At 42.0% G+C, this 13,925-nt stretch carries 8 protein-coding genes and 3 pseudogenes; 6 read left to right on the plus strand and 5 right to left on the minus strand.

The features are described from left to right. Together Xinn_RS17150 and Xinn_RS17155 are read left to right on the plus strand one after the other, a co-directional pair. Positions 1 to 265 (plus strand): annotated as a pseudogene (locus Xinn_RS17150) (conjugal transfer protein TraG N-terminal domain-containing protein); the annotation flags it as partial. A 1,324-nt stretch (positions 266 to 1,589) separates the two neighbouring features. After that, positions 1,590 to 2,012 (plus strand): hypothetical protein, encoded by a 423-nt coding sequence (locus tag Xinn_RS17155; RefSeq protein WP_086953993.1) that lies wholly within the window; start codon positions 1,590 to 1,592, stop codon positions 2,010 to 2,012. A 107-nt stretch (positions 2,013 to 2,119) separates the two neighbouring features. Here the strand turns inward: Xinn_RS17155 and queF are convergent, their stop codons facing one another. The 4 genes from queF to Xinn_RS23160 form a co-directional block, all read right to left on the minus strand. Beyond that, the gene (queF, locus tag Xinn_RS17160; RefSeq protein ID WP_086953992.1) at positions 2,120 to 2,956 is read right to left on the minus strand and encodes an NADPH-dependent 7-cyano-7-deazaguanine reductase QueF; all 837 of its coding nucleotides are present in this window, start codon (positions 2,954 to 2,956) and stop codon (positions 2,120 to 2,122) included. A gap of 12 nt (positions 2,957 to 2,968) precedes the next feature. Continuing rightward, positions 2,969 to 3,826, minus strand: a complete 858-nt coding sequence (locus Xinn_RS17165; protein WP_086953991.1) for a queuosine precursor transporter — start codon at positions 3,824 to 3,826, stop codon at positions 2,969 to 2,971. Positions 3,827 to 3,843: 17 nt separating this feature from the next. Beyond that, positions 3,844 to 4,404 carry a helix-turn-helix domain-containing protein gene (locus Xinn_RS17170; RefSeq protein WP_169923600.1) on the minus strand — a complete coding sequence of 187 codons (561 nt, stop codon included), beginning with the start codon at positions 4,402 to 4,404 and terminating at the stop codon, positions 3,844 to 3,846. Positions 4,405 to 5,644: 1,240 nt separating this feature from the next. After that, entirely contained in the window at positions 5,645 to 5,776 is a 132-nt protein-coding gene (locus Xinn_RS23160; protein WP_280176149.1) for a hypothetical protein, read from the minus strand. 455 nt (positions 5,777 to 6,231) lie between these two features. On the opposite strand from Xinn_RS23160, the gene Xinn_RS17175 reads away from it, so the two are divergent. After that, the gene (locus Xinn_RS17175) at positions 6,232 to 7,149 is read left to right on the plus strand and encodes an integrase domain-containing protein (RefSeq protein WP_086953989.1); all 918 of its coding nucleotides are present in this window, start codon (positions 6,232 to 6,234) and stop codon (positions 7,147 to 7,149) included. A 203-nt stretch (positions 7,150 to 7,352) separates the two neighbouring features. Then, positions 7,353 to 8,787: pseudogene (locus Xinn_RS17180) on the plus strand (IS1182 family transposase). 357 nt (positions 8,788 to 9,144) lie between these two features. On the opposite strand, the gene Xinn_RS17185 reads toward Xinn_RS17180, so the two are convergent. Further along, positions 9,145 to 9,348, minus strand: coding sequence for a hypothetical protein (locus Xinn_RS17185; RefSeq protein ID WP_086953988.1), 204 nt, complete (start codon positions 9,346 to 9,348; stop codon positions 9,145 to 9,147). Positions 9,349 to 9,937: 589 nt separating this feature from the next. Here Xinn_RS17185 and Xinn_RS22485 point away from each other — a divergent pair. Next, positions 9,938 to 11,418: pseudogene (locus Xinn_RS22485) on the plus strand (IS3 family transposase). A gap of 220 nt (positions 11,419 to 11,638) precedes the next feature. Beyond that, on the plus strand, positions 11,639 to 13,813 hold the full coding sequence (locus Xinn_RS17200; RefSeq protein WP_099137708.1) for a P-loop NTPase fold protein: 2,175 nt from the start codon (positions 11,639 to 11,641) through the stop codon (positions 13,811 to 13,813). Positions 13,814 to 13,925: the final 112 nt, after the last annotated feature.

Genomic DNA, 13,925 nt, shown 5'->3' on the forward strand with positions numbered 1-13,925 from the left:
GCTGGATGCCCTGTATGGCTCAGACACCCACAGTCTGTTTAATCTGGCGGGCATGCAGAACACCTCGGATGATTTAATCATGGGACTGGTGACGGGGACATTGTTTATTGTGCTGCCGATGGTCTGGCTGGGCGCACTGGCCTGGGCCGGTGTGCGGATGGGCGATGTGGGGGGCATGATGAGTCAGGGGGTGGGGCAGGTTCGGCAATCTGCCGGCATGTTCGGTCAGATGGTGATGCAGAAGATGATGTCGAAAGGGAAATAGTTAAACCGGGAGAAAACGTCAGGGAGAGGTCATTATCCCTGACGTCGTATGAGTGGTGCCTGTTTTTTATCTGTTGATTGTTATTTTGAAAATGAAAGCGGACATAAATTGCCTGAATAGAACAGGTAACCCATTTATTTAAGGTGTAATGACGTTAATCGATAGTTTTTCTTATCTTGGGTCTGATTAATCTTCTTTTTCTGTCTTTAGGTCTGTTGCAGGGGGGAATGTCATGAAGGCAATGCACATGATAGGTATCACAAAAAAGTTAATTTATTCATGCTATTTTATTTAAGGTGGCGTAGACTAATAACGCTATAATTATCATGTTTATTTCCAGAAGCCTTAATGGTTGGCACCGTTAAGGCTTCGTCACTTATCAGTGATAAGAAAAAATAAAACTGAATTAAACTTGTTGGTTAAGGTTTTCTTCTTTTTGTTTGTCATGATCCCGGTGGTTAATACGAAAATACGTCTTTTTAACGACTCAGGTAAGTGTGTTATTTAATGCGGCTGTGTTATCCTGTTAACTTATGAATTTTTAATTCAGGTCGGTTTTTCCTTTCTTGTTGCGTTTATTATTTTATGTTGGTAATTAGATTCAGCCTAATAGGCATGCGTGTCATCACAAAAAAGAAAATTGATGACTGCCATTTTCTTTATGTTGTTTTATAATCAGGGTGAATGTCGGCACAGTATTATCTTGTCAATATTCTCTTTGTTAGTTGTAGACGGTTATAAATAATGTATAGAGGCCTCGAGGGTTGAACCCCTTGAGGCTTCGCCGTTCAGGGAAGTGAAAATAAATCCGGCTGGCTTCAGTTGATCTATTGAGTGTGTTTTTTGCGGTTTAAATTACTGACTGTTGTCCTGAATATTAAAAAATGCGAATGATATTATTCAGGGTTCAGGTAAATGCATTGTTTAATGTGAATGTGTTATTGAATTTATTTATGGGTGTTTTTAATTCCGGTCGGTATTGTCTCGCTCCTCTTTACGCTGTTTCATATTTGACATTGTATTTAATTAATGTTCATGAGAGATGTCACAAAAAAATGACTTAATGCTATTTCATTCAGGGTGACGTACAGTAAACACGTTATACTTCTCATGTTCTATTATATGAAATCGTTTATTTCGGGTAATAGACTGAATATAGAAGCCTCGCGGGTTGAACCCCGTGAGGCTTTGCTGTTTATAATAATAAAAAAACAGGGTGGGATCTGAATTGTCTATTAAGGTTAGCGTTTCCGCTATTGAATTAATAATGAAAAGGATTACAGTGAAGAACGTTAATCTATTCTGAAATGAGTCAGGGAAAGTGATGAGCGATACTGATAAAAATGATAAGAATCAGAAAAGTCAAAAACGATTTAGTCATTTTATTCCTTACAAAACAACGTATGATTTGCGTTCAGATAAAAGAGAACCCAGTTTAATCAATATACTGATGCAGGTTCAGGGGTATGAATATGGCTTTTTTACGGTGTTAGGTGTCCGCCCGTTATCACAACGGGGTAACAATAAAAACAGTGCCATTTATGTTGTGCGGTGTCGGTGTGGTAAATACGCCATCAGGACACTCAAGGCCATCAGAAATCCGGTGAATGTGACTGATATGTGTGAGCACTGCCATCATTTGTACAATCTGAGGCGCAGAAATATCTTTCTGACGACAGGGGAATATGTCGAGTTGTCAGAACTAACGGGTATTCACGATAAATCCCCTTTAGAGATAAAGGGATAAGGAGACTGTATCCCTGACCGGTGACGACCTGTAAATTTACGTCCCCGTTTACCCTGAACTGACGGGAACAGAGTGAGGCGATAACCTCTCACTCTGCATGATATGGCTTACTGGCGGATGAGTCGTCCTGTCAGTGGGGCACTTTCATAATTACTTCTGAACGGGTTAATATCCAGACCGCCACGTCGGGTATAACGGGCAAATACGGTTAATTTCTTGGGGCGACAATACTGCATGATATCGTTATAAATGCGTTCGACACACTGTTCATGGAATTCGTTATGCGTTCTGAATGAGATAAGGTAACGCAGCAGTTTTTCATGATTAATTTTGGCCCCCTCATAACGAATAACAACGCTGCCCCAGTCAGGCTGGTTGGTCACCAGACAATTTGACTTTAAGAGGTTTGAATACACGGTTTCAGAGACTTTGTCTGTTTCCGTTGTAACGGCATTTGCCAGTATTGCCGCATCAAAGTCATACCCGTCTATTTCAATATCCAGGTCATCCAGTGACTGGCCGGCCAATTGACTGATTTCATGAGTGTATCCATTAAGGTGAGGATACAGTTTCACTGCGACAGGCTGACCGGCGGTCCGGGACAGGTCTGTTTCCATGGCCTTAATCACTTCATCGGTCGTTTCAAATTGCGTCTGGTTAAAGCTGTTGAGATACAGCTTGAACGATTTTGATTCAATTAACCCCGGGCTGGTTGCCGGAATGGTAAATTCGCCGATAGCGACGACCGGTTTTCCTTTACTGTTCAGCCAGGAGAGTTCCCAGGCCGTCCACAGGTCAAAACCCTGAAAAGGTAATGCCTCACAACGGATATTGATAACCTCGCGGGCGAGTGAGCGCGGAAGGGTTTCAAGTAGCGCGGGTGAGTAATTTTGTATGTAATCGGTTTTTGTTCCAAGATGTGTTATTGATTTTTTAATATCCATGTGGGGTCTCTTCTAGGAGTTGATATATTTTCTGAATAATGCCCGGGTGGCATAGATAGGCCCGACACCGACAAGGGCGTAGGTCAGTTTGATAATAAACTGGGAAAAAATAATGGTTTTAATCGTGTCGGCATCCAGCGTATTGTAAAATGCCAGCGTACAAAAAATCACACTGTCCAGTGCGGCGGCTATCGTGGTGCTGGTGATAATACGAATAAAAAGATAACGGGAGTTGGTCAGTTCTTTGATTTTACATAACAGCCATGAATTGACATTTTCAGAGACAATATACGCCACTGAAGACGCAACCAGAACAGCCGTAATACTGTGCACAATCTCCGTGTAGGCATCTGCTAACCCCCATTCCTGAAGACCGGGCAGGACAGCGGTGAACATCAGACCGAGAACAAACAATATATTGGTAATAAATGAAAAAAGAATGGCCTTCCGGGCCAGACGAAGACCGTAAAATTCATTGAGGATGTCAACAAGGATGAAGGTGAACGGGTAAAAAAAGACGGCCGCGGGTATCACCATATTCATATAGGGAATGCTGATGGGTTTTATCCCGGTGACGGTGCAAAAAATATAGATAACGGCCAGAGAAAGTGCAATCACCAGATAGGCAAACCAGGAGCGTTCATTTCGGTCAGTGAGATCATAGGCGGTGACCGTATCCTCACTGCCATAAATCCGACGATAAACCTCCCTGAGTTCATTTCTGTTGAGATCCTCTGAAACCTGGCTGCTTTCCAGCTCCTTTAACGGGATACTGAGACTTTTCCCGGTCGACAACACCATGATATTGGCTCTGATCGCCTCGGAAGAGCGACTGAACCCCAGTAGTTTGTATTTTTGGTTACTTGACACAGCTAATGCTCCTTTGCTTACGAAATGCGTTCTTCAATGATGTTTCCAATGAATTGTTCGTGGAGGGTTGACACTCTTTTTGTTGTGCCACCAGACATATCGTGAAGATAAAATCCTTTTTCGGGTGCATATATTAGCGAGGGCTGATTTTTAACCGGGGCGGCATGGCGCTTAATGATTAATGTATCACCAGGGAAAAATATTTTATCAATCTCGGTTTCCACCGTCATGCCAATCAGGTTTGCGCCTTCTTCGAAGGCCCAGATGACCGGGTATTTCATGACAAGCTGACCGATACGATTTTCCATACTGGCTAACATGTCTGACTGGGGAATAAGCGGAATAGCTGACGGGTTTCTGTTCCCTTCGGCTGAGAGGGTATTATCGATGCGATCCAGTTCTTCGATGTTGCAATGTTCAATGACATCACACCGGACACCGAAAAAGTCGGCAATGCGGGTGATTGTAGAATGTTGAACTTTATTTATCTGACCATCAAGAATTTTATAGAGTGTCGTTCTTGTAACACCTGAGCGCATAGCCAGTGAGGATTTATTTTCACCCTCCCTTCTCATCATGTACTCAATATTACTAATAATATTAGACTTTCTTTTTATTCCTGATGTTTTCATTTCAAAAAATAATAATGTTGTCAGCGTTTTTCTTCAGACATTACATTATTCACTGATAACTTTCCATAATATTTTTCGATATGTCACTTTATAAGAATAGTTGGGCGTCAATTTTTTTTAAATGAAAAACATGATCGTATGCAAAAAATGTACAATTTCGTGCGCTTTTTGACTATTTTTCTGTTGACCTTATTGCAGGATGAGGGCTTAATTACTCGCAGAATTTGCTGACCGGATAAATATATTAATTATTATACCAATAAAACAATTACAATATAAAATTATTAGCGAAGCCACACCAGGCTATTATTTCAGGAGGAAGAGTTGTATGGGGTTATTCTTAATGATGAGTGTTATAGCATGAATGTTAAGTGATGTGCCTGTGCCAAGAATATGAAGTGTCACGCCAGGGTGGTTTTGTAGTGATGTGTTTTAATTGTGATTTTTTAAGAATAAGACTGCGTTCATTGTGGTGTATCGGATGAAAAGAACTGTTTATAAAAATACTTTAAATGTAAAGGGCGTTATTTTTTATTTTTCACCACTGAAATAAATGAATGGGTGATTTTCATCAGGGAAAATTTATTTCTGTCAGGATGGTTTTTAATGCCGGGCATTGATAAATACCAACTTAATAAATATTAAGTTGGTATCTGTGGTTATTTGTGTGGGTTTAGATAAATATGTAGCGCGGTTACCTTTTGGTGTGTCTGATTTCAAGGGTGAATAACACCATAAAGATGACCTATTAATAAATTAAAGCACTCAGCATGGCTATCGCTACAGTTTAATTCTGAGAGTGTTGTCACGATTATGATGAGAACTTTCCTTGTGGTGAAAAATATTGCGTTAAGAAAGTTGATGGCTGCTTATCGGTTCTGTCATTCGGAATAGTTTGTTGGCGCTATTAAGGGATAGGTAAACGAGACATCCAAAAAGAAGCGATTTTTTTCATCGTAATACCGAACAAAAATTTGACCGCACTCAGTCAAACCGATAAGGTATTTTACTGTTATCCATGATCCGGTGCCTGTGAGGATCAGCGTTAAGCGGCGAAATAAATCTCCCGTAGCCTGCAAGGGAGAGCACACCACGCGGTACATCTGCGCACTTTTGGAAGCAGATGTCGTCAGACAACAACCCTCCGTCCGGCGATGAAAGTTATCCAGTGTGATCCACCACCGGCTTACCACGCAATACGGGCAATATCTGCTTTGCCTCGTTCTGAAAAATATTCACCTGCGTTTTGAGCAACTTTCGATAAACGTCCTGAATCCTGTACAACCGTTAGGTAACAGGAACAGAAGCCATTAAGCATTTCAGCGTCCACGGTGGTGCGGCGTCACTTGGGTAAAAGCGCAGCGATTACCAAGTGACGCCGCTAAGCGGTCAACGTCCAGAGCACATCCGGCCTGCCTTTACGACCCATTTGATCCCCGTATTACTCAAAGTCACCCGTTGTTACGGGTCTTTTTCTGTCTGCATCGACTTGTTTCGTTTGTTTTTTAACCCACTGCCTGACAACAGGCTGATACCGAAAAAAGGAGAAATTACCCACGTCACGATAATGAGGCGTTCATCCTGACTGAATCAGGCTCTGAACGGGGAGCATGTCATCGCTGTGCTGAGCACGTCGCGAGCTCCTGCAAAAACTCAACACAACTTCGCCTTGCTACACATTATCTGACGCACCACGGAACGGTGAACCTGAACCGACACGCAGGGATTTGTTTAAAAATGAATAAAAAAAGCAAATGCTCAGGAGATGCGAGGATGGCGCAGAAATCGGCACGTTCGAAAATTGAACGGTTCAGAAAAGAATTTATTACCCATGCCCGGCAAGCGGGCGGGAGTTTTGCGACGGTGGCGGATCGTGAGCGGATTGCCCGGAAATTTCTTAATTTTTTGAAAGACAAGGATATTAAGCTCCGGCAGATGGACAGCCTCAAAACAAAATATATCGAGCACTACATTGCCCAGCGAAAGGCTGAGCATATCAGCCACCGGACCCTGCAAAATGAGATGGCGGCGCTAAGAACCATTTTAACGCAGGCCGGGAAACACAAGCTGGCGGCAGCCGATAATCCACGTCTGAGCAACCGGGCACTGGGTATTGCCAATATGGATCGCCGGGGAACCAAAATGGCGTTAACCTCAGTAGAATTTCAGACGGCTTTTCAGCAGGTCGAGCAGAAAGATCGGAGCGTGGCCGCCGTGATGCAACTGGCGTATGTGCTGGGATTGCGAACCAAAGAAGCGGTGGATGCCTATAAATCCTTAGCTACCTGGAAAAAAGCGCTGGAAAACGGTCATACGTCAGTTCGGGTGGTGTTTGGCACCAAAGGCGGGCGGCCAAGGCAGACGGTCATACTGGATCGGCAAGCCTTGAAACAGGCTATTGCGTATGCCGAGCGCGAACAGGCAGGGCGCAGCGGCAGATTAATTGATAAACCCACTATCCATCAGGCGATTGACCGTTACCGTTATGTGGTCAGACGCGCCGGACTGGTGGGCAAACAAGCACCACACAGCATGCGCTATCATTTTGCACAGCAATCTGGCGCACATTATAAAGCACAGGGCTTCAGTGAGCGGGAAGCGCTGGCACTGGTATCAATGGATTTAGGGCATGGTGATGGGCGGGGACGTTATATCCGGCAGGTATATTACCAGAATGTTGAGGGTGAATAATGTTGTATTGATTTACACCAGACCTGATCCGTTCACTGATTTGAATTTACAGTCCGCTCTGGGCCCAGACTGTGTAAAAACTCTTGATCACCTTTTAGCCTAAGTGCGATGTCCTTATGAACAATTGGTCTTAGCTACCGATCCAATTTCAAAGCAAAATCCAGTATTATCAGATTGGTAAGCATAATCATGGAGATTCTAGCATGTCTCACCATATTGCAGGTCAATCAAGGCATCAATCCACGCTCTTTCCAGAACTTATGGACGACTTTGTTAGCGAAGATAATCCAGTGCGAGTTATTGATGTCTTTGTTGAATATCTAGATTTACTCGACTTAGGTTTTGAAAGAGTGGATCCAAAGTCAACTGGCCGTCCTAGTTATCACCCTGCCATGATGCTCAAGCTCTACATTTACGGTTATTTAAATCAAATTCAATCATCGCGGCGGTGGAGAAGGAATGCAACCGCAATGTCGAGTTAATGTGGCTGCTTGAACGTTTATCTCCCGACTTCAAAACAATTGCAAACTTCAGAAAAGATAATGGCAAGGGAATTAAAAACGTTTGCCGTAAATTTGTCGAGTTATGCCGGCAATTCAACATGTTTGAAGATGCCGTGTTCGCTATCGATGGGAGTAAATTCAAAGCCGTCAATAATAAATCCAAAAATTACACTCCCAGTAAAGTTCAGTTTCATATCGAGCGAGTAGAAAAAAGCATCGAGAAATATTTAAGCCAGATGGATGCCAAAGATGAGAACGAAAAAGAGTCTGATCCAACCGTCGCAGCATCGAAATTAGCATGGCTAAAGCAGCGCTTAGTTGAGCTAAAAGCACTCGAAAAACAAGTTAATAAGCATCCAGACAAACAGATATCACAGACAGATCCTGATGCCCGCTTGATGAAAACACACCCCATGGAAAGACAAGTCTGCTACAACGTGCAAGCAGCGGTCGATACAAAGAACCCTCTCATCGTTTGCCACGATATCGTCATGACAACAGACCGAGGTCAACTGACATTATAGTTGCCGAGCAAGTCCAAAAGGTTTTGGGAAAGAAATCCATTACAGTGTTAGCCGACAAAGGTCATTTCAGTCGAAATGATATCAAAGACGCATATGATCAAGGTATCTCGGCGAATGTGCCACAAATTGACACTTCAGGTTCAAAGAGCAAAGGTATTTTTAACAAGTCTCTCTTCAAGTACGATAACGACAGTGATGTATACATTTTTCCGGCGGGTAAAAGTTTACAAAAACGAATGAAAGTCATGGAGAAAGGCGTCGAATTGGATGTTTACTTCAACAATTTAGCGTGCAATGAATGTTCAATCCGATCTCAATGCACGACCTCAAAGAAAGAACCTCGTCGTATAAGACGATGGATACATGAATCGATTATTGATGACATGCAAAAACGGTTGGACGAGAATCCGGAATTCCCGGTGATAAGGAAACAGAGTGTTGAGCATCCGTTTGGTACTATAAAAATGTGGATGGGAGTGACTCACTTTTTGACTAAACGCCTCAAAAATGTGAGTACTGAAATCAGTCTTAGTGTTCTTGCTTACAACCTGAAACGTATGATGACCATACTGGGAACTGTCGGTTTGATGACAGCCATCAATCTGAGCTAAGCGATAAAGTCGCTTAATTTCACAAAATCTGCCCCCAACGTTCAAGGCACGATGCATTTAAATGACTTCATATTTTAAGTCATCAATCTTCATCAGAACATTGTGAATGTGATGAGCGCTATTCGGATGCTAAAATGCAACCCAAATTGATATTTGTTCGATGAAATCACGGTTTTTACACAGTCTGGGTCAGAAGCGGACGTTATAAACACACGATGGGTTAATCCAGTCTTCATCAATAAATATACATGGGGATTGACAGTGCTATGGCTGAAGAAGGAGGATAGTTATCCTCATTTTCATAATCCCAAAAGGTACAAGGGTGTAAAATTTTGGAAATGGTTTTCTCTTGATACTTTATTTCCATGGATCAAAAATGAATGAAATTATTTTTTTACAAACATACGGGAATCCAAAAAGAGATACAAAAGCTATTAGTAAGTCATAATAATTATGACAATCTTCACTATACATTATCCTCAACGAGGATTGACCGATAAAAAACATAGCAAGCCCAAAGCCAATCATACTTGCAATGCCTAATTTATCTAATTTACGCATTATTCTAGCCTCAATTAGTTATGTCATGTGTATTAGTCGTTACTCGTTAAAATAAGCGATTTGACCGTATTCTGATATTTTAATTGTATCAGTTCAGACCTGCTCTAGCATTGTTGATAATCTGAGCAAAACTTAATTTGACAGACTATTAGGTGCCAGAAGTGGACTTTTCCGATCACCTATCCATCAGTCCGATTCCTGACCACTGCTACAGTTTCATTGTTTTTTTTACCGCTTTATTTTCTCTAAAAAGAGCAGTGTTTTCTCTGGCTGCTGCTGTAGAGAGTCTTTTGAACAACGTAACCTCGACTATAACTACTCTATATCGGGTTCTTAGTTTTTATCTTGCTTTTTGTTATCGCTTTGCAACACCAAGTCTGATTTTACGCACATGAAAATGAATGATTTTGGAAAAAAGTGCGTATTACCATCCAAGTAGATCACCCAATAACCCCCTGTGTCAGCATAGTTGTCGCCCTTTATTAATTAACTTAAGGAAATAACTATGCCAGCCAATTCTGTTCCAGTTGATCTCAAACAAAAAGGCCAAATGTGGCTTTTACCCCCTTATAATTGATCTCATCGTCGAATTGCTAAACAACTTGATGTGAGTTCATCTGTTGTATCTAAGTGGAGAAACGAGCTTATGGAGAAAGGACTATTAAACGTACCGCTGCGTGAGACAGGAAAAAACAATTTATCAGCAGGGCAACGTTTTGCTGTTGTTATTGAAACAGCCACTATGTCGGAGCGGGAGCTGGCTGAATACTGCCGCCAAAAAGGGTTATTTGTCGATGATGTGAAGCAATGGCGGATAATTTCAATTCAGGCCCATGAAACCAAACCCACCGAGGGTCACTATAAAATTAATAAGGAACTGCAAGAAGAAAGACGGAAAATCAAAGCATTAGAGAAAGAACTTGCCCGTAAGGAAAAAGCCCTTGCTGAAACAGCGGCTCTGCTGGTTTTGCGGGAAAAGTTCAATGCCCTCTGGGAAAGCAAGGGGGAAGATTAATTTCACTCCCAGAGCGGCATCAGATTGTTTCTTTAGTCGAAGAGGCCATGAAAAATGGCGCACGTAAAACTGAAGCTTGTCAGGTCATTGGTATTTCAATACGTACACTCCAGCGTTGGACTCAAAGAGGGATTGTTTTTGGTGATAAACGCACACAACCGCGTCAGATAGCGCCTTATAACCAATTGTCTCAAGATGAGCGTCAGACTATTTTGACAACCTGTAATTCTCCTGAATTTGCCGATCTCACGCCTAATCTGATAGTCCCAACATTGGCTGACAGGGGCATTTATTTAGCCTCTGAATCCACTTTTTATCGGGTATTAAAATCACATAATCAGTTATCGTGTCGAACACGCAGTAAGCCAAAAGGAAACTATAAAAGGCCACATTCACAGAAAGCAGTCAAGCCCAATCAGGTATGGACTTGGGATATCAGCTATTTACCCAGTACCACGAAAGGAAAACATTTTTATCTGTACATGATTGTTGATATTTTCAGTCGGAAGATAGTCGGCGCAGACGTCTATAGGCAAGAATCAGGGGACTATGCCGCCGAGTTGCTTCAACGCAGTGTCTGGTCTGAAAAATGCATTAATAACCAACTGGTCTTACATTCAGATAGTGGTGGACCTATGCGAAGCTATACCTTGTTAGCAAAAATGCAGGATTTGGGTGTGATAACCTCTTATTCACGCCCAAGAGTGAGTAATGATAATCCTTACTCTGAATCCCTGTTCAAGACCGTCAAGTATTGTCCTCAATGGCCTCAGGAGGGCTTCTTCTGTATTGAAGGTGCTCAATATTGGGTCGATGATTTTGTGAAATGATATAACGATGAACATAAGCACAGTAGTATCAAATATGTTACCCCTAACGAAAGACACACCGGTCAGGATGCAGATATCCTCTGTAGAAGAAAACAGGTTTATCAACAGGCAAAGTTACGAAATCCAGCACGATGGAGCAGGCATTCCAGAAATTGGGACTTCATTGATGAGGTTTTGCTTAACCCGGAGAAAAAACAATCTAATGACAGGTTGATAGAGAAATAAAAACAACTTAAGCGACAACTAACTTGAAAAACAGCGATAATTACCTGATCTCTTTCATGGTAATACGCAAAAAAGCTCAGAACTCTCACCAATCTATATTGAAATGTATAATGAAATTTTGTTTATGATAACAAGTAGAACGGTTGCAATACGAATACACTGTAACCTTGCCATTATATTTTCGTGCCAATAACAATCTGTTTATCTCTGTGGGGAAAGTATGCCGTTAAAGCTACAGCAGGAATTGCCTTCTGATAATGATTTATTTGAAGGTGAAAGTCACAAAAAAGTGGCTGAACGTATGGCTGAGGTGTTGCGTGAGGTAGATAACAATATTGTAGGACTTGAGGGAGAGCTGGGGTCTGGCAAGTCAACCATTATAAATCTTCTAAAGAGTGAGCTGGGTAATGAGTATCGATTCATTGAGTTTGATGCTGAGCGTTACCACTATGGTAATACCAAGAAAGCACTGATTGAAGTTATTTATAAGGGACTTAGTGGTGGCGCTGGTGTAAATCAGGATAGGCTTGATGCCTATCGGGATAAGGCTCTTGGTAATATTGTTGAATACAAAAAAAATGTAAAAAGTAGATTGAGTTGGTGGACAGTTATGTTCATCCTGTGCTCGTTGTTGGCAGTACAGATGATCAGATTCCTGCTAATTGACATCAACACTTTGATGATGGATAAGACCGTCAGTAAACTAGTTTTGTCACTGGAAGTTGTTGGTTTCCTGTCTCCAGGGATACTTCTATTCGTACTACTGGGGCTACGGGTATTCAGTCCCAAGTCTAGAGATAAGGATAATCCCGAATCTGGGAATAAGGAGCCGATCACCATTGGCGATCTATTTAAACGCAACAGTACTGATACAATATCTGAAAAGTGGATGATAAGTCGCGAAGTAGGGACTATTGAACTTCACAATGCCCTGTCAGGTTTCACAGATAAAAATACACTCCCCCACAATCTGCGCTTCATTCTAATTATCGATAATCTTGACAGGATTGTACCTGAGAAAGTGAAAGAGTTGTGGAGCGACATGGAGCTTATTGTAGGAACGACACATGAGCATTTTAGCGTCATCATTCCATACTCTGCACGCCAAGTAGCTTCATCTCTTGAGATGGAAGGGTATAGTGGACGGGAGTTTATTGCTAAACGCATTCCTGTCACTTTCAGTGTCCCTCCTCTGATTACAGCTGGATGGCAGAATGCTTTCAAAAAAATGTGGTCTCAGACTGTTAGCGAATCGGATGAGGCATCCTGTACGGAGGTCATTCAACTGATAGAACGCTGGCGCCCCCTACAGTATCCTCGAATCACACCACGCCTCCTTAAAAAGCTAGTGAATGATATTTATATTCTGAATCTGACGGTCCCAGTTGGCTCTTCTGAAGAACCTTCACGCTTTGTTCTTATAGCGCTTTATATTTTAATGGTGAGATATAGTGATCATGATATCAAAACCCTTCTGCGCGATCCGTTCCAGAGCGAGCTAAATGAATCTGCAAGCCTGCCATCAGACGATCAATCCGATAAACTTCAGGCGAACTATGCTCAATTGAAGCGAATATTTAGCAATGATGCGAATCGCTGGAGCGAATATCTCATGAGCGTGCACTATCAGGCTCCAGTAGACCTAGCACGAAGCGAATTAATTGATACTCCACTCATCGATGCAGTGAAAGCAAAAGATTCCATTGCGCTTGAACCGCTCGTCACAATGTGGGGGTTCACTCATGCATGGCACCGTTGTGCTTCCAGGATGGATATGTCTGCGTGGCTGGAGACTGCGGTTGACTTACCATCAGGTATGCTTAATTTGGTTCAATCTCAAATCATCTATGCACTACAGCAACTGAACACCAGTTATGCAATACAAGCTCGAGAAGTATTTAACCCTTCTCTCAATGCTACACTTTTGAACCTAATCCGACTTGGCTCTATCAATATTGAGCTGTTTATGGAACGCCAGCGTGACTTTATCATCTCGGAGCTTAACGATTTACAGTCAGCTTCAAAAGACAGTGATGTCAATGTGACGGAGCTATTCAGTGAGGCTAATCAGTATTCTCAGATATTCGGTTCCAGCTTGTTTGATTCAATGGATGTTGAAATGCATGGAGAAGTGTATGCTCACTATCTTCTGAACAATGATGATCGGTGGAAGGGGCTAAATATCCCTGACCTTGAACTGGATGATGAGCAGACGGAAAACATGCTTCTTACTGTGCTGGAAGAACCCAGTGAGGATGTGTTTAATCCGGGAGTACTCCGGTTTATTGGTACAGGCAGTCTGGCTGCTCACAATATTATAAAAAACGGGCAAGATGCTCTCCAAAACATCAGTAAATTAATTTCAAATTTTACTAGTGGTACATTCTGCATTTGATAACCTCATCAAACGAGCTTGAAAACCATTAAGTTTTATGGTTAATTAGCACACCGTTTCAATGACCATCAGATACCCCTAATTTTTTATGTGGAAAGCGCCAGCAGTCAAT

It is taken from the genome of Xenorhabdus innexi (assembly GCF_002632485.1).
Taxonomy (GTDB): Bacteria; Pseudomonadota; Gammaproteobacteria; order Enterobacterales; family Enterobacteriaceae; genus Xenorhabdus; species Xenorhabdus innexi.